The organism is Paenibacillus sp. Marseille-P2973, assembly GCF_018101095.1.
Classification (GTDB): domain Bacteria; phylum Bacillota; class Bacilli; order Paenibacillales; family Paenibacillaceae; genus Fontibacillus; species Fontibacillus vini.
The window spans coordinates 1-21,143 of record NZ_JAGQEH010000020.1 but is presented as its reverse complement, the minus strand read 5'-3'; the positions used below and the strand labels follow the sequence as shown (position 1 = coordinate 21,143).

Sequence of the window (21,143 nt, the reverse complement as noted above, 5' to 3'; positions counted from 1 at the left end):
TCTAGCCCTCAGCGCGGCGTCTGCGAAGCACTTCATACATCACAACGCCCGCGGCAACCGAGGCGTTCAAGGAATTCAGCTGTCCGTTCATCGGAAGCTTCAGCAGCACATCGCAGGTCTCCCGGACCAGGCGGCCCATTCCCTTATTTTCATTCCCGATCACGATCGCCACCGGACCGGTAAAAATATTGCCGCTACTGCCGCTATAAATTTCATCCTTAGCGGCGACATCGGTACCGACGACCCAGACGCCGCCTTCCTTAAGCTGCTCCATCGTCTGTACCAGATTTGTCACTCGGGCTACAGGGACATATTCGACCGCCCCGGCCGAGGTCTTGGATACGGTCGCGGTGACTGCGGCGGAGCGCCGTTTAGGGATAATCACCCCATGAACTCCCGTACATTCCGCAGTCCGCAAGATCGAACCCAGATTATGCGGATCCTCGATTTCGTCCAGCACGAGCAGGAACGGCGCTTCACCCCGTTCGGCAGCTCTTGCAAGCAGATCTTCAACCTCAACGTAGGCGTATGGCGCCGCCTGGGCTACAACGCCCTGATGCTGCAAACCCGGGGCCATTTGGTCCAGCTTCCGCTTGTCCACGAATTGAACGATAATTCCCCGGTTTTTGGCCTCCATCACTATCGGTTGGGTCAGATGTTTTTGGGCGCCTTCAGCTACCCATATTTTATTAATCGTGCGTCCGGCTCTGAGCGCTTCAAGCAGCGAGTGCTTCCCGGCGATCCATTCTTGGTCCTCCATAAAATCCTCCTGGGTTTATAAGTTCAGGGATCTAAATCCCTTCAAGTTCATGATCATATTGTTCGAAGCCTTGCGCAATCAAGCTGCGCAAGCGGTCATGCGCCCCGGTGTAGTACAGAAAGCCGATCAGGCTTTCGAACGCGGTAGCATGACGGTAATCCAGCACATTCGCATTTTTGGGAATGGTGCCGGATTTGGCGTTGCGGCCTTGCCTGACAACGTCCCGCTCTTCCTCGGTCAGCTGCGGCTCCAGCAGGGCCAGCAGCCCGGCCTGAGCTTTGGCGGAGACGTATTTCGTCGACAGCCGGTGCAGGTGGTGCGGCCGGAGATTCGGCCGGGCGATCACATGCTGGCGGACGGCGACCTCGAAGACGGCGTCGCCGATATACGCGAGCGCGAGCGGCGGCAGGAGCCGGGCCGGCTTGGACGGCGGCTCCGGGAACCAGAGCGCCGCAGGGGCCGCGCCCGGCGCAGCGGCAGCGCCCTCAGGCGCCCGCCCGGGCATGCCGGCGGGCTCTTCGGCGTTCTGTCCGCTGCGCGGCAACGGGCTGCCGTTTGCTTCCGGGCCCGTCATTTGCGCCGCCATCTCATGCCTTGCGGCGTATCTTCCAGCAGGATGCCCTGCTCCTGCAGCAGATCGCGGATCTCGTCGGCACGGGCCCAGTTCTTCGACTTCCGCGCTTCCGTACGCTCTTCGATCAGCGCCTCGATCTCCTCGTCGAGCAGCTCCTGCTCTTCTTCGGCGGCAATCCGCAGCACGCCGTTCATCTCCTCGAACAGGGTCAGCGCCGCTTCCAGATCGGCGTGAGACACCTCACTGCTCTGCAGCAGGCCGTTCACTTCACTTACCCACTCAAACACCGCCGTAATCGCATCCGGCGTATTGAAATCGTCTTGCATTTTCGTATGGAATGCAGTGCGAATGTCCTGCAACTTGCGCTCCCATTCCTTCGTCACCGCCGTACCTTCCCCGCTTCCAGCCGACTCCTGCAGCCGGTAACGCAAATTGCCCAGCGCGTTGGCGATCCGCTCCACGCCGCGCTCCGCCTGCATCATCGATTCGTCCGTGAAATTCAGCGGATTGCGGTAATGGGTAGTCAGCATGAAATAACGGATCGCTTCACGCTTGTACTTGGACCGGAGATCCTTCACCAGCACCCCGTTTCCGAGCGACTTCGACATTTTTTCCCCGCCGATATTAATATATCCGTTATGCATCCAATAGCTCGCCAGCGGCTTGCCCGTAACTGCTTCGGACTGGGCTACCTCGCACTCATGGTGCGGGAACTGCAAATCCTGGCCGCCGCCGTGAATGTCCAGCGTGTCCCCGAGCAGATGGCGGGACATGGCCGAGCACTCGATATGCCATCCGGGCCGCCCAGGACCCCACGGGCTATCCCAGTGGATTTCACCCGGCTTGGCGGCTTTCCACAGCACGAAATCCTCCGGATTTTCTTTCCGCTCATCCACATCGATCCGGATACCGAACTGAAGCTCGCCGATATTTTGCCCCGACAGCTTGCCGTAGCCTTCGAATTTTCCCGTCCGGAAAAAGACGTCCCCGCCCTTCTCGTAAGCATAGCCTTTGCTTTCCAGGTCGCGGATAAACTCGATGATGATGTCCATATTTTCGGTGACCCGGGGATTGGACGTGGCGCGAGGAATGCCGAGCCCTTCCAGATCCTCGTAATAGGCGTCGATAAACATCGAGGCTACCTCCGGTACCGACAGGTCCATTTCCTCCGCTTTGCGGATCAGCTTGTCGTCGACATCTGTGAAATTGACTACGAAATTCACATCATATTTCTGATTCTCCAAATAACTGCGCACGACATCGAAAAAAATCATCGGACGTGCGTTTCCAATATGAATATAACCGTATACGGTCGGTCCGCACACATAAACCGAAGCCTTCCCCGGCTCCTGGGTCACAAATTGTTCCTTCATTCGGGTAAGCGTGTTGTAAATTTGCAGCGCCATACTCTCGATCCTTTCACATTTAAGGTTCTGTTCTATTTTAACCGTGAATCATTCTAACATAGACAGTTTATTGCAGATTGATTTTGTTGTTCTACTCCGCTGTCTGCTTTTCTGGCAGTTCTTTTCTCAGGCTTTGTACTTCGCTTTGCAGTTGCTCGATCTCCTGTTGAAGCGAGCGCATCGCATCGACTACCGGATCCGGCAGTTGATGGCTCAAACGATCCAGCCGCTTGCCGCCCTGGCGGACCACTTTGCCCGGAATGCCGACTACCGTGCTGCCCGCAGGCACTTCTTTGAGGACTACAGAGTTTGCGCCAATATTGCATTGATCCCCTATCGTAAAAGAACCCAATATTTTCGCCCCCGACCCGATGACGACGTTATTGCCGATCGTCGGATGCCGTTTGCCCTTCTCCTTCCCGCTGCCGCCCAGCGTAACGCCTTGATAAATGACAACGTCATCGCCGATTTCGCAGGTTTCCCCGATCACCACGCCCATCCCGTGGTCGATGAACAACCGGTTACCGATCCGTGCCCCGGGATGAATTTCGATGCCGGTAAAAAAGCGGCTGACCTGCGAGACGATCCGAGCCAGCGTAAACCAGCGCCGCCGGTAAAAAACATGGGCGACCCGATGGCTCCATATCGCATGCAAACCGGAATAGGTAAAAACCACCTCGAACCAGCTTCTGGCAGCCGGGTCATTCTCAAACACCGCCTGAATATCGGACCTCATTCTTTTGAACATAAGCGTTATCCCCCTCTATCTGCTGCTTACGCCTCACTACGGTCAATGGATGCCAAGTTGCCTGATGAATATGCCAAAAAAGCGCCCCCGCAGCTTTCGCTGCAGAGACGCCTGATGCGTGGTTCCACTCTGCTTCGGATACAAGCCGGCCTTAAAGCCTTGGCTTAATCCCTCATGAGGTCCTTAACGCGGACGATACGGCAGAATCTACCGGGCCTCACGGCCTCGCTCGAATCTGCGGCTCCCGGGTGCATTTCCGCCGCGCGTATTGAGATAACTCTCAGCCACAAAGCGGGTGTACCCGCTTACCGGTTATCTTCTCTGGACAATACTGACGCTACAAACGTACTTCTCCCGTTCTATGCCGATGCCTCTATCTTACATGATAGTCCACAAAACTGACAATAAATGATTTAAAACTACCTAAGCGCCGCGGATTTGCGACTTCAGCCGGTCGATAACGCGATCGCGGCCGAGCAGGTAAATGGTCTGGTTCAAATCCCGGCCATGGGTTTGACCGGTCAACGCGACGCGGATCGGCATAAAGAGCCCTTTCCCTTTTACGCCGGTTTCTTTCTGTACTTCCTTGATCAGGACGGCCATTTGCTCCGGCGTGAATTCCGCCGCGGCTTCCACCTTGCCGAGGAAGGCGCTCAGCACGTCCGGTACTTGCGGCTCGGCCAGGATCGCGGCCGACTCTGCATCCAGCTCCAGATGCGTGCGGAAGAACAGGTCCGACAATTCAACGATGTCGGATGCCGCCGTCATTTGCTCCTGGTACAAAGCGACAAGCGTCTTGGCCCAAGCTTGCTGTTCCGGCGTCAATTCCTCAGGCAGACGGGACGCCGCCTGCAAATGCGGAATCGCAAGCGCGGCGATGAGATCCGGGTCGGCATTTTTAATATAATGATTATTCAAGTGAGCCAATTTATGCTTATCGAATACCGCAGGACTGCGCGACAGCCGGTTCGCATCGAAAATCGAAATCAGTTCGTCCTTAGAGAAAATCTCCTCTTCCCCTTCGGGCGACCAGCCCAGCAGGGCGATGAAGTTAAACAAAGCTTCAGGCAAATAGCCGAGCTTATCGTATTGTTCGATGAACTGAATGACGGATTCGTCGCGTTTGCTCAGCTTCTTATGGTTGTCACCGACGATCAGGGTCATATGACCGAAACGCGGCGGCTCCCAGCCGAAAGCTTCATAGATCATCAATTGACGCGGCGTATTCGACACATGGTCTTCTCCGCGCAGCACATGGCTGATTTTCATGAGATGATCGTCGAGCGCTACGGCGAAATTGTAGGTTGGGATGCCGTCTTTTTTCACAATGACAAAATCGCCGCTGACGTCGGATTCGAACGTGATCGGCCCTTTAACAAGATCGTCGAAGGTGTAGGTGCGGCCTTCCGGTACCCGGAAACGAATGCTTGCCACACGGCCTTCAGCTTCAAACGCAGCGCATTGCTCCGGCGTCAAATCGCGGTGTTTGCCGGAATAACGCGGCATTTCCCCACGCGCAGTTTGCTCCTCGCGCTCTTGCTCCAGCTCTTCCTCCGTGCAGTAGCACCGGTAAGCCAAACCGCGGTCTAGCAGGTCCTGCCAATAAGTGCGGTAGATGTCCAGCCGTTCTGTCTGACGGTAAGGCCCATACTCCCCGCCCACGTCGACGCTTTCGTCCCAATCCATGCCCAGCCATTTGAGATAGGTGAGCTGGCTTTCTTCTCCGCCGGCCACATTCCGCTTTACGTCGGTATCCTCGATACGGATGATGAATTTACCTCCGTGATGTCTGGCAAACAAATAATTGAACAACGCCGTTCTGGCGTTACCGATATGTAAATGCCCTGTAGGACTCGGCGCATAACGCACGCGAACCTCTGTCATAGTAATCCCCTCCAGATTTAAAATAACGCCTAAGATGATAGCACATCCGAGAGCAGGCATACAATACATTGCGATGCAATGCCCTCGCCGCGGCCCGTAAACCCTAGATGCTCAGTCGTCGTCGCCTTCACATTAACCCGCTGCGGATCGGCTTCGAGCGCTTCGGCAATTACCTCGACCATCTGCGGAATGTACGGCGCCATTTTTGGAGCCTGCGCGATGATTGTCGCATCGAGATTGCCGAGGCGATATCCTCTCTCCTTCGCCATTGCCCAGACCCGACGCAGCAGCACCAGGCTGTCCGCATCCTTAAAGGCCGGATCCGTATCCGGGAAGTGCCGGCCGATATCTCCCAGTGCCAGCGCGCCCAGAATGGCGTCGCTCACAGCATGGAGTAACACGTCTGCATCGGAATGCCCGAGCAATCCCTTTTCGTAAGGAAGGGTCACCCCTCCAATGATACAAGGTCTTCCCTCCACCAACTGATGCACATCAAATCCTTGTCCAACTGCGATCATAGTTTGTCCTCTCCCCTGAATTCCTTCTTATTCGCGATAATTTCGGCAAAGTCCAAATCCTCAGGCGTAGTAATCTTAATGTTGCTGTACCCGCCTTCCGTCACTTTAACGGGAATGCCCAGCCGTTCGACAAGCATCGCGTCATCTGTACCGATAAAGCCTGCGGTCTCGGCATCTTCATGAGCCCGCAGCAGATCGGAACGGCGAAAAGCCTGCGGAGTCTGAATCGCCCACAAGCTGCGGCGGTCCGGCGTCGCTGTCACCCGTCCTTGCCCGTCGACCTGCTTCACCGTATCCTTCACCGGAACGGCGAGAATGGATGCCCCATGCTCTACGGCCGCCTCATAACAGGACGTCACCTGCCCGCTCGTGACAAAAGGGCGGACGCCGTCATGCACCAGTACCCAGGGTGTCCCGATGTTAAGCAGGCCCCGGTATACCGAATGCTGACGCTCGGCGCCGCCCGGTATTACTTTCACTTGTTTCGCAATGCCGTACTCGGCGATCCAGGCGCGGCATCGATCCACATCCTGCTCCCCGGTGACGAGCACAATTTCACCTATCAACGGATGGCGGTCAAACACTTCCAGCGTATGAACGATAATCGGCTTTCCCTTCAAAGAGAGAAACTGTTTGCTCTCCTTCGTGCCCATTCTCGTTCCCCGACCGGCTGCCACCACGATAACCCCGACTTCCGGGGCGGATTCCGTTTTCATGATCTCTTGCCTCACCTGCCAGATAGTAAGCGGGACTCTGCGGTCGTTCGATACACCGTCTTTAGTTCCCGCATTTATCTCCCATCATACCGAATTTACTGGGCTTTTTCCAACAGTTTCGGTTTGGCGAAGATCATCCGGCCCGCGGACGTTTGCAGTACGCTCGTTACCAACACCTCAGTGATGGTGCCGATGAAGTCACGGCCGCCTTCAACGACGATCATCGTGCCGTCATCCAGATAGGCGACGCCTTGTCCGTGTTCCTTCCCGTCCTTGATCACCTGCACCATGATTTCCTCGCCCGGAAGCACGACCGGCTTGACCGCATTGGCGAGATCATTGATGTTCAGCACGGAGACGCCCTGTAATTCACACACCTTGTTCAGGTTGAAATCATTGGTTACGACTTTACCCTGCAGCACCTTGGCCAGCTTGACCAGCTTGCTGTCGACTTCGGAGATCTCTTCGAAATCCCCTTCGTAAATCATCACCTTCACATCGAGTTCCTTCTGGATTTTGTTCAAAATATCCAGTCCCCGCCGTCCGCGGTTCCGTTTCAGCAAGTCGGACGAATCGGCGATATGCTGAAGCTCCTCCAGCACGAATTCCGGGATGACGATCGTTCCCTCGATGAAACCTGTTTTGCAAATGTCGGCGATACGCCCATCAATAATCACGCTGGTATCCAAAATCTTATGTTCCTCAAGCCGCCGCTCTTCCTCGGGATTCCCGCTGCCCCATTTTCCTGAAATCCATAAGGAGGACAGCTCCTCTTTTTTCTCCAATCCGACGTATAGGCCCATGTAACCGAGCAGCATGGAAATCGCAAACTGGGCAAAGCCTTCCAGGGTTCCAAACCAGGACAAAACGGGATAGACCATTAAAGAAAGAAGAAGTCCTGCAGTCAGTCCGGCCGCTCCCGCCGCCAAGTCCTTCATCGGGATTTGTGTCAGCGCCGTGATCCATTGTCTCACTTTTACAGAGACGACATCGGCCGCAAGCGAGAAGAAAAACAAAAACAGGCACGCTCCCGCCGCCGCCAGTATAAATTGGGCCAACAGAGGACTCATCCCTTCAAACCAGCTCTTGAGCGGCTGAGGGAACACTCCCGCTACGCCCTCCATGGTATAACCGAACCATGCACCGCAAAGTCCGGATACGATCAGTAAACTCTTTTTCAGCATGACGCTCTTCACCTCCTGATTATGTATCATCAATATCCAGTATGATCCAATTTTTGGTGACGTAATCGGAGGGGAAGCAATTTTTTTGTCGGCCTCTTAAGAATTAAATTCGGAAGGAACCCGCAGTGAGCGGGATTTCAGGTTGATAAGTAGGGAAAGGGTGGCATATAATGAACTCAATTCATAATATTGAGGTGGATGGAAAATGAGCGCACCGAGCCTTCAATCTTTTCAAGATCAAGTTTCTGAACTGTTGCTCCGTCACCGCAGTCTGCTGGATGTCATGTCTAAAATGGGACAAACTAATGCCGCTGCAGTCCGCACCGTGACCAAGGCGGTTACCGAATGCGGATGTGTGGAGCTTCATGCCACCAAACAGGAATTTGAACCCGGCATGAGCCTGGAGCAGGCCAAGGAAAGAATTAATGAGCACGTCCGGGGAGAACTCTGCGAAAACTGCCGGGATGCAATCAGCAATGAACTTGGACGCAGCTTGTTCTATACTTCCGCGCTTTGCAACCTGCTCGGCATCGAGCTCGACGAAGTGCTGGAAAAAGAATCGCAAAAATGCTCTACCCTGGGCTTATTCAATATGTCCTAAGATTAGGAACTTAAGATCGCAAAAAAAGGCATCGCTTTCCGCACAATTGCAGAAGGCAATGCCTTTTTCTTTGGTTGTTATTAATATGAGTTCAAAAAGACAGGTTTTCAGGACCGAGAAGGTTGGATGAAGATAGGGACTGAGTAGCGGAGCGTACATTAGGTACGTGAGCAACGGAAGGCCCGGCTGAATTCAAGATTCGACGTCGAATCCGCTTCATGATCTGCTTCGTCGTGGAAAGATGACTTTTTGAACAACCTCTATTAACGTTTGGGACGGTAGGCCCGCTCGGAATCATCGTCGTCCCTGCGCTTACGGCGCAGCAGCTTATCGACGTTCTGTTTCAAACCATACCCCGCGTACAGTACCAGCGGGACGAAGATCAGTTTGGAAATCTGCTCCGGGAACATGACCGCAATCGCAACAGCCAATATAACGACAAACGGCGTAATGGCTACGGCTTTCCTCGGCAACCCGAGCTTCTTGAAATTCGGATATTTGACCGAGCTTACCATCAGGTAGGACAGCAATAGCATCGAAATAATGAAATAAGGCGCAGAGAAGTCCTTGTGAAACAGCGATAAAGTAGCCAGAACCCCACCTGCGGCGGGAATTGGCAAACCTATGAAGTAACCCGGGATTCCTTTCTGGACATTGAATCTGGCCAGTCTCAGCGCTCCGCACATCGGAAAAATGGCGGTAACGACCCAGACAAGACCGGTTTGCGGCAGATCATGGAATGAAATTAAATACATAATGAGTGCCGGAGCAATGCCGAAGGAGATGATATCCGATAACGAGTCAAGCTGCTTGCCGAATTCGCTTTGACAATTCAAAGCTCTGGCTACCCGTCCGTCAAGACCGTCCAGCAGCATGGCGACAATAACCATAATCGCTGCCAAGCTGAATCTGCCGTCAAGCGCGAGCATCATGGCCAGCATTCCGAGAAACAGGTTACCTAAGGTAAACAGGTTCGGAATTGATTTAGTAATCATCTTTTCACCTCAAATAGATATCCTTAACATCATCATCTGATTGTAGGAGAATTAAATTTGTCTGTCAATGAACACCTGTTCCTGAAGACGCTTCAAGCCTTCCTTAATCGCCCGGGCCCGCACTTCGCCGATGCCGTCGACCTCATCCAGCTCTTCGATGGTGGCCATCAGAACGCTTGGAAGCTCCCGGAAACGCTCCACCAGGTTGTGGATGATCACATTCGGAAGACGCGGGATTTTGTTCAAGACGCGGTAACCGCGTGGAGAAACCAGATCCTCCGAGACGGCCGCTGAAGTCGGATAACCGAGCAAACGAGTAATATGGTTGTCGTCCAGCAGCTCGTCGTCACTGGAACGCTTGAGCCCGAGAATAATTTCACGGATCGCCTCGTCACTGCCGTCCTTCGCGTAATCCTTATACAGCAGCCACGCCTCTTCCTCCATATTGCTGACCAGTTCTTCCATCTGCATGCTGATCAGCCGTCCCTCGGTACCAAGCTCATTAATAAACCGCTTGATCTCCATTTTGATGCGAATGACCATCTCCACGCGTTGAATTACATTGATGACTTCCGGTATTGTAACCAATTCTTCGAACTCTGAAGCAGTCAGGTTGGTGAGGGCCTGATTCAATACCGCTCTATATTTCTCCAGCGTTTGAATCGCCTGATTGGCTTTCGTAAGGATTACGCCGATTTCCTTCAGAGCATAGCGCAGGCCGCCTTGATACAGCGTAATGATGTTCCGCCGCTGGGAGATCGATACCACGAGCTTACCCGTCTGCTTCGCAACCCGCTCTGCCGTACGGTGACGGATCCCGGTCTCCGCGGAGGAGATGGAGGAATCCGGAATGAGCTGGGTATTGGCATATAAAATCCGTTTCAAATCCTCGCTTAAAATAATGGCACCGTCCATTTTGGCGAGTTCGTATAAATAGTTTGGCGAAAAGTCACAGTTGATGGAAAAGCCGCCTTCGACCACTTCCATCACTTCCGGACTGTAACCGACGACTATGAGGCCGCCGGTCTTGGCTCGAAGTACGTTTTCGAGCCCGTCACGAAAAGCGGTACCCGGTGCAACGAGCCTAAGCAAATCGTTCATTTTCTCCGCTTGGGTTGTTTCTTTCATCATTTAGTGCCCCCTAATCTAACGCAACAGCTAGCGCATCTGCAACGGTATTCACACCGATTAATTGTATTTCTTTCGGTCCTTTCCACCCTTTCATGCTCTTCTCGGGGAGAATGACCCGTTTAAATCCGAGTTTGGCAGCTTCCTTCACCCGCTGCTCCGCCCGGGACACCGCCCGGACCTCGCCCGTCAATCCGACTTCGCCGAAAAATACGTCATAAGGCTTAGTCGGCAGATCGCGGAAGCTGGAGGCGATGCTTACGGCGATCGCCAAATCTACGGCCGGTTCGTCAAGCTTGACGCCGCCGGCAAGGTTTACATAGGCGTCCTGGTTTTGCAGGAACATTCCCATCCGTTTCTCGAGCACCGCGATGATCAGGTTCATCCGGTGATGATCCACCCCTGTCGCCATTCTTCGGGGCGAAGGGAACTGCGTGGACGCGACCAGCGCCTGAAGCTCGACCAGCATCGGCCGGGTTCCCTCCATGGAGGCTACTACCGTAGAACCCGCAACGCCCAGCGGACGCTCGGACAGGAACAGTTCCGAAGGATTCGCTACTTCCGCAAGTCCGGCTTCATTCATTTCAAAAATGCCGATTTCGTTAGTCGAACCGAACCGGTTCTTTACCGCCCGGAGCAAACGATAGGAATGATGGCGTTCCCCTTCAAAATAAAGCACCGAATCCACCATATGCTCCAGCATACGCGGTCCTGCAATAGCTCCTTCTTTAGTGACGTGGCCCACCAGCACCGTGGCGATGCCCTGCCCCTTCGAGATCCGCATGAAGCGGGCCGTGCACTCGCGAACCTGAGACACGCTTCCCGGCGCGCTCGTCACTTCCGGCAAATACACCGTCTGAATCGAGTCGATGACCAGGAAATCCGGCTTCACCTGATTGATCGCTTCCTCAATGCCATCCATGCTGCTTTCGCACAACACGTACAGCTCGGGAGAGAGCGCACCGAGCCGTTCCGCCCGAAGCTTGGTCTGCCGGGTCGATTCCTCCCCGGAAATATACAGCACCCGAAGTCCGGCTTTGGCCATTTCGTGCGAGGTCTGCAGCAAGAGCGTGGATTTCCCGATCCCCGGGTCCCCCCCTACAAGGATCAGCGATCCGGGAACGATGCCTCCGCCAAGAACCCGGTTGAGCTCGGCAATTCCCGTTTGAATCCGCGGCTCCTGGCCGCTCTCTATATTTATGATCGGAAGCGGCTTTTCTTTCGTATGAAATAAGCCTGAAGTAAGTCCTTGGGTTTTGACCACTTTTTCCGTTTCTTCCACCATGGTATTCCAAGAACCGCAGCCCGGGCATTTTCCATACCATTTAGGCGATTCATATCCGCATTCGGTACAATAAAACTTTGTCTTTACTTTAACCATTTATCTCTCCTTCTCCACACTGCAAAATTTGACAAACCTTGCAGGTCGCACCACAAAAGGTACCATTAAAAGTTTACCATTCTTTCAGATTTAACGTAAAGTTTTTTCCCGTCAAAACGGGCTTTTCTCTGCGTATGTACCGACGTTTAGCCAACTCTTGCGTTATGTAGGTCATTCTATGTAAAAAGCTCCCAAAGCATCGCTTTGGGAGCCTCTTACTACATATATCGGATATCATCCGTTTCTTTTTCAGTCACTTCACATCAAGTTAAGCATTTTTTGAAAAAAGACCCGATTTCTCTACGGTCAACGCGCCGTTCTCCTCGTCGATCGTGAGCGAATCTCCCTTCTTCACATTGCCGGTAAGCAATTCCTCGGACAGACGGTCCTCGATATGCTTCTGGATCGCCCGGCGCAGCGGACGCGCTCCGTATGCCGGATCGAAGCCCTCTTTGGCAAGGAAGGCCTTGGCCTTATCGGTAAGGACGAAGTCCACTTCATGCTCGCGCAGCCGCTTGCGAAGCTCCTCGGACATGAGCGACACGATTTGACCGATATGGCTTTCTTCCAAGGAGTGGAACACGATGATTTCATCAATCCGGTTCAGGAATTCAGGACGGAAGCTCTTCTTGAGCTCTTCCATCACTTTGCCCTTCATATTGTCATAATCCGCACCTGCATCCTCGACGGCAGTGAAACCAAGGCGCGTATTCCGCTTGATCGCTTCAGCCCCTACGTTGGACGTCAGGATGATCAGCGTGTTACGGAAATCGACCACCCGGCCTTTGGAGTCAGTCAACCGGCCGTCTTCCAGCACTTGCAGCAGAATGTTGAACACTTCCGGATGGGCCTTTTCGATTTCATCCAGCAGGACTACGGAATAAGGCTTGCGGCGTACCTTTTCGGTCAATTGTCCGCCTTCCTCATATCCTACATATCCCGGAGGCGCGCCTACCAGACGGGCCGTGGAGTGCTTCTCCATGTACTCCGACATGTCGATGCGGATGACGGCATTCTCGTCGCCGAACATCGATTCGGCAAGCGCTCTTGCCAGCTCGGTTTTACCTACCCCGGTCGGACCGAGGAAGATGAACGAACCCATCGGACGCTTCGGATCCTTGAGGCCGGCCCGTGCCCGGCGGATCGCCCGGCTGACGGCTTTTACCGCTTCGTCTTGGCCGATTACCCGCTCATGCAGGAGTTGTTCCATATTCAGCAAACGCTCGGTTTCTTCTTCTTTCAGCTTGATAACCGGGATTCCGGTCCAGCTGGCTACCACTTGAGCAATATCCTCCGGAGTTACCTCGGAGTCGGTACGGCCCTGTTTTTCTTTCCATTGATTCTTCGTTACATCCAGCTCTTCGCGAATTTTTTGCTCGGTATCGCGAAGCGCAGCGGCTTTTTCGAATTCCTGGCTCTGCACGGCAGCGTCTTTCTCCTTGCGGATGTCGTCCAGACGGTTCTCGAGCTGCTTCAAGTTTGGCGGTACTGTATAGGAGTTCAGCCTTACTTTGGAGCCCGCTTCGTCAATCAGGTCGATCGCTTTGTCCGGCAGGAAGCGGTCCTGGATATAACGATCGGACAGCTTGACGGCCTGCTCGATCGCCTCGTCGGTAATCTTCACGCGATGATGCGCTTCATACCGGTCGCGAAGCCCGTGCAGGATCTGAATCGCTTCCTCCACCGACGGCTGATCTACCGTAATCGGCTGGAACCGGCGTTCCAGTGCGGCGTCTTTTTCAATATATTTGCGGTACTCATCCAGCGTCGTAGCCCCGATGCACTGCAATTCGCCCCGGGCGAGCGCCGGCTTCAGAATATTGGAAGCGTCGATGGCGCCTTCGGCCCCGCCCGCTCCAATCAAGGTATGCAATTCGTCGATGAACAGGATGATATTTCCGGCTTGGCGGATTTCATCCATGATCTTTTTCAGACGGTCTTCAAATTCACCCCGGTATTTGGTTCCGGCGACAACGGACCCCATGTCGAGGGTCATGACTCTTTTATCGCGGAGGGTTTCCGGAATTTCGTTGTTGATGATCTTCTGCGCCAGGCCTTCGGCAATCGCCGTCTTACCCACGCCGGGTTCGCCGATGAGCACCGGATTGTTCTTGGTCCGGCGGCTAAGTACTTGGATAACCCGCTCGATTTCTTTACTGCGTCCGATAACCGGGTCGAGATTCCCTTCCTTGGCGGAAGCCGTCAAATCACGGGCCAAGCTGTCCAGCGTCGGTGTATTGACATTGGCAGGCGCTCCATGATGGCTTGATACGGCTTCGCTGCTGCCAAGCAGCTGCAGCACTTGCTGGCGGGCTTTGTTCAAGCTGATGCCGAGATTGTTCAGCACGCGTGCCGCAACCCCTTCACCTTCCCGAATCAAGCCAAGCAAAATGTGCTCGGTACCGACATAGGTATGACCCAATTTGCGCGCTTCGTCCATGGACAGCTCAATAACCTTTTTGGCTCTTGGCGTATAGGCGATATTAGACGGCTGTTCTTGTCCGCGGCCGATCAGCGTTTCCACTTCATCTTGAATTTTCTCGAGTCCGAGTCCAAGGCCGATCAGCGCTTTAGCGGCAATCCCTTCTCCTTCGCGGATCAATCCGAGCAAAATATGCTCAGTACCAATATTATTGTGACCTAGTCTGACTGCTTCTTCCTGGGCCAAGGCCAACACCTTCTGGGCACGTTCCGTAAATCTTCCAAACATCATATTGTTTGCACCTCCATATAGAATCTATCGTTTCAGTTATTTACCCACTTTTTCCCGAATCAGCTTGGCGCGGTACATATCCCGCTCGCCAGGCGATAAGTTTTCGCCGAACAGTTTCTGAAGAAAACCAGGCTGCGTCATGACATTCAGCTCATTCAGCACCCCTGCGGGAACGTCATCGATCAAACCGATATCTACGCCAAGCCGGACGTCGGAAAGCCTCTGAGCCGCTTCCTTCGAATCCATAATCGCAGCGTGGGATAAAATCCCGTAAGAACGCATTACACGGTCAATCATCCGCAAGCGCGATTCGGACAGCAGCCTTTCGCGGGCATTTTTCTCATGCTCGATAATCTGCAGGACGACACCATACAAATTCTCAATAATTTCCGTTTCGCTTTGTCCTAGTGTAATCTGATTTGAGATTTGAAACAAGTTCCCCATCGCTTCGCTGCCTTCGCCGTATATGCCACGCACCGTAAGTCCTACCTGGGATACAGCGGATAATATCCGGTTGATCTGCTGCGTAAGCACCAATGCCGGCAGATGCATCATGACTGAGGCACGTAATCCCGTACCAACGTTGGTTGGACAGCTGGTCAGAAAGCCCCGGTTCCCATCAAAGGCATAATCTACATGATCCTCGAAAATGTCGTCAATCTCGGTCGCCTTATCCCAAGCTTCTTGCACTTGAAAACCGGGATATAAACATTGAATTCTCAAATGGTCTTCTTCGTTCACCATAATGCTCAAACTTTCGTCTTCACTGATAAAGACGGCGCCTTTTCGGGATTCTCCGGCCAGATTCGGACTGATCAGATGCTTCTCGACCAGAATCTTCTTGTCCAGCTCCTCCAAATCGGCGAGTAGAACCGGGTGGAGCATGCCGTATTGCTGCAGCCGCTCATCCGTCAGCACTTCCCGCAACAAACCCAGCACTTCTTCCGACTGTTGATTCGTCGCCAGCATCGGAAACGGATGATGTATCAAGTTACGCGCGATCCGCACCCGGGTGCTGATGACGATATCCGATTCCTTTCCGCCCTGGCTCATCCATTCGCTTAACGGCTGTTCTGTAAAACGAAGATTAGGCATGATACTCTCCTCCTACTCTGCGGGAATATTCTTTTCAAGTTCGCGGATCTGATCCCGGAGCGCAGCCGCTTCCTCAAATTCTTCCTGAACAATCCGGTACTGCAATTCTCGCCGGAGGTCGTCCAGCTTGCGCTGTACCTGGATATGACTGCCCGCCCGTTTCGGCACTTTGCCCACATGGACCGTGTTGCCGTGCACTCTTTTGAAGAGCGGATCGAGTCGGTCATTAAAATATTTATAACAGGAGCTGCAGCCAAAACGTCCGATCTTGCTGAACTGGGAATAGGTTAGACCGCACTCCTCACAGCGGATGTTCTCGTTTTGTTTAGCTGCACTGGGATGTCCCTGAATACCAGGATGAAAATCCATCAGTCCCGACAGCAGATTATGAATGGAGAATCCGCCTGTCGTTCCGGGAATCATCTCCCCTTTTTCTCTGGCACAAGCTTCACAAATATGAAATTCCGTCTTTTCCCCATTTACGATCTTCGTAAAATGAAGCGTAGCGGGGCGTTTGCCGCATTCTTGGCATTGCATTGGGATGTCCCTCCTCTTATGGATAGACTCAACACATACTTATAGATGTTGTTCAACAAATCGTCTTTCCACGACGAAACAAATCATGAAGCGGATTCGACGTCGAATCTTGAATTCAGCCGAGCCTTCCCTTGCTCACGTACCTCATGAGCAAATGCTTACGAAGTCGTTTTCTACGAAAACGTTTAGCTCCGCTACTCAGTCCCTAGCTTCATCCAACCTAAAGCGTTTTGTAAAAACGCACTTCGGAAGCATACGCTTCGGTCCTGAAAACCCGACTTTTTGAACTTGCATTTTAAGAGGCTGTGCCGGTCATTAACCGAGTAATGATATCAGCATCGCCTTCATAAGCCGCGCCCGGATCTGATCGCGGTACGGCAGCTTCACCATCAGTATTTCCCTGGATACCGCCGCCCTCATTAGGGCAGCCTCCCGGCTGCTAAGAAACCTGGCCTCTTCCAATTGATAAATCAGCCCCTCCGCCGCAGACTGGCCGATCTCGTCGCCAATCGTCTGATGAAGGTGCGTATGCAAAGTGGTCGGGCCCGGCAATTCGATCCGCCTAATTCGGACATAACCGCCGCCCCCGCGTTTGCTCTCCACCAGATAACCCTTCTCCAGGGTGAATCTTGTGCTAATCACATAGTTAATCTGGGAAGGAACGCAGGAAAACTGATCGGCCAGATCATTACGCTGAATTTCTATCGCCCCTTCGGGACTTTCGTGCAAAATGCTTTTGAGATATTTCTCAATAATATCGGAGATATTGCGCATCACACATCCTCCATTGCTCATTACTCCAACATACCGCGCCACCGATGTAACTGATCTGCTATATATAAACAAAGCATCGCATGTATGAATAGTATTAACCGTATGCGCCGGTTTGAATATGGGATGGTCATGATATGTTGACTTTGACTTTCTTTGACTTTAACTTTATTATAGCACAAATTTCCGATTTGCCAAGAGGGACCGAAACACGTGAAAAACACCCCCGATTCATCATGAATCGAGGGCGTGTGTACTTTGCATTTAGAGCACTTTATTTGGATGGCGCGGAAATCAGCACTTCCTTACCTGTTGCGAGATCCTTTTTGTAGGTTCCTGCCCATTTCCCGTACTTGTTATTGTCCTGTCTGTCAAAGACAATTGCCTTACTATCTACCGAAACTAACATATAGCTGTAGCGGGCCGTATTTTGCTTGAGCACCTTTTTCTGCTTACCGTCGAGCGAGTTCCTTACGATTTTATCCGGAGTTTCATAAATGACCGAATTATCAAAAAAGTAACGATCCCCGCCCCAGCCTTCCGCCTCAAACAATTTCTTGTCACTGCCGTCGCCTAGCGCGGAATACACTTTTCCGTCATTTGCATCACCATAATAAACTCTGTCTTTATACGTATCAAAGCTGTATATCCGGGCCAAGTCCTTTTCCCAGGTCCCGTCCTTCTTGAGGGAATGCAGCATGTAGCCTTTGTTCACAGCCTCCCTGTTCTCTTTTGAATCCGGGTAAGTGGTGTATAGCAAATAGTCGCCGGCCAATTCAAGCTTGTCGGGGAAAAATTGTGCGCTCCGTCCATACGTATAGCTCAAAACCTGCAGACTGCTTCCGTCATATTTGTAACGAACCGGCATTCCCCACTCTTCGTAGGCATCCCGTTTCGAACGTTCCCAAGCATATATATATTCCCCGTCAAAAGCCCTCATCCCCAGATCAAGCGACGCGCCTTGCTGAGTTTTACGACGGAAGATAGAAGCCGAATCCGTGTCCAATCCGTATTTTGTCGGATAAGGGATCATCTCGCCGAAAGTGTCGCCGAGCTTTAATTTCTTCAAGTAATTGTCCTGAATGAAATACACTACATCCTGATCCAGCTTCACAAAATCAAACCGGCCTGTAAGCACAATTTCCGTCGTGTTTGTTCCATCCTGCTGTCGAACAAGATACTGATGCGTATACTCCATATTTCCGAGCTTCCATCTGAAATTGGCCTTCACATTTTTGTAGTACAAGATTTTGTAGGTCCAGCCATCTTGCTTCAACTGTGTCTTAGTGGCGACAAGAGTCCCCTCAAACACCGTTCCCTTATTTGAAGTCCCGGTGTTTCCTCCATCTGAGGTCTTGGCGGCTTGCAGCATTTCCATAGGCTTAATGCCATTCTCGCTGCCTTTTCCGATAAAAATAATATTGCCATTAGCCATTGTAATCGATATCGGGTTTTCATGTTTGTACTTCATTACCGGACCCCTGGTCCACTTGTTGGTTTTCGGATCGTAAACTTCAGTCGAGTTCAGCTGGCCTGTATTGTTGCCGCCTCTTCCTCCTGCGACGATCACCTTTCCGTCAGGCAGCAGCGCCGCTGCCGCATTGGAGCGGGCTGTCGACATATTGCCTACATCACTCCATAAATTCGTAGCCGGATCATATACTACAGCTTCTGATACCGGTTCGTTGCCCCTGCCGCCATGCAACACTCCGCCTGCCATGAAAAACCGGCCGTCAGCCATTGCCGTTTGGGCCTGGAAGCTAGTAAAGTAAGGCATCGTTGCAATGGAGTAAAACTTATCCATATCGGCCTTATACAGTTGGCCTGCCGATATGTTCTCATCCAAGCCTGCGCCATAACTGAGCGCATCGCCTTGCGGAGTAATATATAGCTCCCTGCCCATATCAGATAATTGTATCGGCTCGGTCCAGGTGTCCGTGTCCGGATTATATTCGTACACATAAGGATGTTTCTTCGTATATAGCTGGTAGGAACCCATTACAAGCAAATGACCATTTTTAAGCGTCACGGCATTCATGACCACACCTTCTCTTTGAGGGCCCGGCATTGAGGCTATTTTGCTGAATTTATTGGTTTGCACATTATACAATTCCGCTTGCGTACTCTGATCATCCGAGCTATCTACACCGCCTAATATAACGATGTTCCCGTTCTGCAGACGGGCAAACGATTTGGGAAGCTTAAGTGAGGATCCTTGAACCTGCTGCCAGCTATCAGAACCTGTGTTGTACTTGAAAAGCTTCGCGCTCTCATTTTCATAGGCCAGGAACAAGACCTCCTGACTATTCAGTACAACCGCATCGATTATACCGGCTTTGGGAGCAGGAAAACTCTTTAATGCTTTAAAGGTTCCGATGCTCGAAGCCACCGCGGACGGCGTCGTTGCAGTTGCCGCCGCGAACATCTTAGGAATCTCTCCCGCTGCGCTTGCTTTATTAGTATGTACGAAATTCATAGGTGCCAGTGTTCCGATCAAAGCGGCGGCCACACCGGCTGCGATTGTCCTTTTCGTAAATTTATTATGTTTCATCTTGGCTGTTTTCCCCCTCATGTTGCACTCGCTGTGCTGTTTAAAGGACTTATAGTCTAGGCCTTCATAACTATTATCGGCAAAGGGATACTCACAATTTTAGATATCAGTTCTAATTTTCTTAGGACAAGTCCGATGGTCTCCCCCCTTCCCCCAACTCCACTAAACGGATCAAGTGGCTTAATCGCCAACTCCCTTTGACATTAAATGGGTTTCTGATTTATTTCTTATTGAATTAATTAATTCATCTATATCTGCCGCTTTTCGTGGTAAAATTAGTTTATGTAATTGTGCAATCGTTTTCACTCACTCTTCACGTATATTTTTATTGAATGGAGGCATCGCGCTAACGGTATGTATAATTCTTATATTTTCGATTTATACGGTACATTAATCGATATTCACACGGATGAAGAAGACCCTATGGTTTGGGAAAGACTTAGCTACCATTTTCTTTACAGCGGTTATTCACTAGACCCAAATGTATTGAAAGACCAATATCGCAAAGAGGTCACAAGACAAATTTCCACCCCACTTATTGAATGCGAATTTCCTGAGCTGGATATTCAATTGATTTTCAAAAATATCGTTGCAGAACTAGGATACAATCCGGAAGAAAACTGGCTCGATGAAACGGTGCTTTGGTTTAGATTACTTTCTATACGAAGCTTAAAACTATATGATGGCGTTAAAGAAACTTTAAGCACATTAAAAGATCGGAATAAGAAGATTTATTTATTATCTAACGGACAAACGGCCTTTGTGGAAGCGGAAATGCGCATCCTTGGCATTACGGACTTTTTTGATGGCATAGCCATCTCCTCCAATCCGGGGATTTGCAAGCCTGATCCGCTGTTCTATACCTATCTTGCCGACACGTTTAATGTTGATCTGACTTCTGCCATTATGATCGGAAATGATGCGACCACTGACATTGCCGGTGCCAATCGCATGGGCATGGATGCGTGCTACTACCATTCCAATTGCTCCCCGGAGACGGAAACGGTGGATTGTAAACATCAGATTTGGGACGGAGATTTTAGGCGTATTTTAGAGCTGGGTTAATGATGGGATTCTCTGCGAATACTTGTCACCGGGCTTGGAAGTGGGTTACAATTTGTAGCCAAGATATTCGGCCTTCTGAGAATTGTATTTTCTACAGTTAATTTGTTGATTGGATAGTCTTAAATAGAAGAAGAGAAAAGCACTGCCGAGGTGATCTGCAGTGCTCTTCTTCGTTGTTTGGTGGCATCCTACTATCCTAGGACTCTTCGGGCGCAAGTCGTCCATGTAATCAGAGTACTTGAATTCAGCTTAGTAGCTTAGTACCTTAACACCTACCCCATGCATAATTAACTGTATTTCCTACATCTAATTTTATTCCATTAGCTTTCCGGTCTAAATTAACTGCAAAAACTACAGCTATTTCGGAGGATTTGGGCCATTCCAAGTGGAAACCGCAGAATTAACTGTAGATTTTACAGTTATTTGTCTCAAACAAGCTCATCTTGCGAAAATAACTGCAGGTTTTACAGCTAAGTTGCTGTTGAGATAGTCCTAAATAGCAAAAAAGCACCGCCG

18 protein-coding genes are annotated in these 21,143 nt (G+C 51.6%); 2 read left to right on the top strand and 16 right to left on the bottom strand.

The window, feature by feature from the left end; all coding sequences use genetic code 11:
• Window position 1: 1 nt before the first annotated feature.
• The 8 genes from rlmB to KB559_RS22960 all read right to left on the bottom strand — a co-directional run bounded on the left by rlmB (window position 2) and on the right by KB559_RS22960 (window position 7,790).
• Window positions 2-760 (bottom strand): 23S rRNA (guanosine(2251)-2'-O)-methyltransferase RlmB, encoded by a 759-nt coding sequence (rlmB, locus tag KB559_RS22995; protein ID WP_211025530.1) that lies wholly within the window; start codon window positions 758-760, stop codon window positions 2-4.
• A 31-nt stretch (window positions 761-791) separates the two neighbouring features.
• On the bottom strand, window positions 792-1,265 hold the full coding sequence (locus tag KB559_RS22990; RefSeq protein ID WP_247682047.1) for a Mini-ribonuclease 3: 474 nt from the start codon (window positions 1,263-1,265) through the stop codon (window positions 792-794).
• Between the two features lie 65 nt (window positions 1,266-1,330).
• The gene (gene cysS / locus KB559_RS22985) at window positions 1,331-2,740 is read right to left on the bottom strand and encodes a cysteine--tRNA ligase (protein WP_211025528.1); all 1,410 of its coding nucleotides are present in this window, start codon (window positions 2,738-2,740) and stop codon (window positions 1,331-1,333) included.
• Window positions 2,741-2,831: 91 nt separating this feature from the next.
• Window positions 2,832-3,488, bottom strand: coding sequence for a serine O-acetyltransferase (cysE, locus tag KB559_RS22980; RefSeq protein WP_211025526.1), 657 nt, complete (start codon window positions 3,486-3,488; stop codon window positions 2,832-2,834).
• Between the two features lie 423 nt (window positions 3,489-3,911).
• Window positions 3,912-5,372, bottom strand: coding sequence for a glutamate--tRNA ligase (gene gltX, locus KB559_RS22975; protein WP_211025524.1), 1,461 nt, complete (start codon window positions 5,370-5,372; stop codon window positions 3,912-3,914).
• A gap of 29 nt (window positions 5,373-5,401) precedes the next feature.
• On the bottom strand, window positions 5,402-5,890 hold the full coding sequence (gene ispF, locus KB559_RS22970) for a 2-C-methyl-D-erythritol 2,4-cyclodiphosphate synthase (RefSeq protein ID WP_211025522.1): 489 nt from the start codon (window positions 5,888-5,890) through the stop codon (window positions 5,402-5,404).
• Window positions 5,887-6,606, bottom strand: coding sequence for a 2-C-methyl-D-erythritol 4-phosphate cytidylyltransferase (gene ispD, locus KB559_RS22965; protein ID WP_211025520.1), 720 nt, complete (start codon window positions 6,604-6,606; stop codon window positions 5,887-5,889). Before ispD ends, ispF begins: the two co-directional genes overlap by 4 nt.
• A 95-nt stretch (window positions 6,607-6,701) precedes the next feature.
• Window positions 6,702-7,790 carry a PIN/TRAM domain-containing protein gene (locus KB559_RS22960; protein WP_211025518.1) on the bottom strand — a complete coding sequence of 363 codons (1,089 nt, stop codon included), beginning with the start codon at window positions 7,788-7,790 and terminating at the stop codon, window positions 6,702-6,704.
• Window positions 7,791-7,995: 205 nt separating this feature from the next.
• On the opposite strand from KB559_RS22960, the gene KB559_RS22955 reads away from it, so the two are divergent.
• Complete coding sequence (locus KB559_RS22955) at window positions 7,996-8,391, top strand: nucleoside triphosphate pyrophosphohydrolase family protein (protein WP_211025516.1); 396 nt, start codon at window positions 7,996-7,998, stop codon at window positions 8,389-8,391.
• 263 nt (window positions 8,392-8,654) lie between these two features.
• Here the strand turns inward: KB559_RS22955 and pssA are convergent, their stop codons facing one another.
• The 8 genes from pssA to KB559_RS22915 form a co-directional block, all read right to left on the bottom strand.
• Window positions 8,655-9,386 carry a CDP-diacylglycerol--serine O-phosphatidyltransferase gene (pssA, locus tag KB559_RS22950; RefSeq protein ID WP_211025514.1) on the bottom strand — a complete coding sequence of 244 codons (732 nt, stop codon included), beginning with the start codon at window positions 9,384-9,386 and terminating at the stop codon, window positions 8,655-8,657.
• Between the two features lie 51 nt (window positions 9,387-9,437).
• Window positions 9,438-10,514, bottom strand: coding sequence for a DNA integrity scanning diadenylate cyclase DisA (disA, locus tag KB559_RS22945; protein ID WP_211025633.1), 1,077 nt, complete (start codon window positions 10,512-10,514; stop codon window positions 9,438-9,440).
• Window positions 10,515-10,527: 13 nt separating this feature from the next.
• Window positions 10,528-11,895, bottom strand: a complete 1,368-nt coding sequence (gene radA, locus KB559_RS22940; RefSeq protein WP_211025513.1) for a DNA repair protein RadA — start codon at window positions 11,893-11,895, stop codon at window positions 10,528-10,530.
• Window positions 11,896-12,163: 268 nt separating this feature from the next.
• On the bottom strand, window positions 12,164-14,608 hold the full coding sequence (gene clpC / locus KB559_RS22935) for an ATP-dependent protease ATP-binding subunit ClpC (RefSeq protein ID WP_211025512.1): 2,445 nt from the start codon (window positions 14,606-14,608) through the stop codon (window positions 12,164-12,166).
• A 36-nt stretch (window positions 14,609-14,644) separates the two neighbouring features.
• Complete coding sequence (mcsB, locus tag KB559_RS22930) at window positions 14,645-15,703, bottom strand: protein-arginine kinase McsB (RefSeq protein WP_211025511.1); 1,059 nt, start codon at window positions 15,701-15,703, stop codon at window positions 14,645-14,647.
• 12 nt (window positions 15,704-15,715) lie between these two features.
• Complete coding sequence (mcsA, locus tag KB559_RS22925) at window positions 15,716-16,240, bottom strand: protein-arginine kinase activator protein McsA (protein WP_211025510.1); 525 nt, start codon at window positions 16,238-16,240, stop codon at window positions 15,716-15,718.
• A 315-nt stretch (window positions 16,241-16,555) separates the two neighbouring features.
• Window positions 16,556-17,014: a CtsR family transcriptional regulator gene (locus tag KB559_RS22920; protein WP_211025509.1), complete on the bottom strand. Its 459-nt coding sequence runs from the start codon at window positions 17,012-17,014 to the stop codon at window positions 16,556-16,558.
• Between the two features lie 271 nt (window positions 17,015-17,285).
• The gene (locus KB559_RS22915; RefSeq protein ID WP_211025508.1) at window positions 17,286-19,562 is read right to left on the bottom strand and encodes a Kelch repeat-containing protein; all 2,277 of its coding nucleotides are present in this window, start codon (window positions 19,560-19,562) and stop codon (window positions 17,286-17,288) included.
• A gap of 354 nt (window positions 19,563-19,916) precedes the next feature.
• Here KB559_RS22915 and KB559_RS22910 point away from each other — a divergent pair, with 354 nt between their 5' ends.
• Entirely contained in the window at window positions 19,917-20,627 is a 711-nt protein-coding gene (locus tag KB559_RS22910) for an HAD family hydrolase (RefSeq protein ID WP_211025507.1), read from the top strand.
• Window positions 20,628-21,143 lie beyond the last annotated feature (516 nt).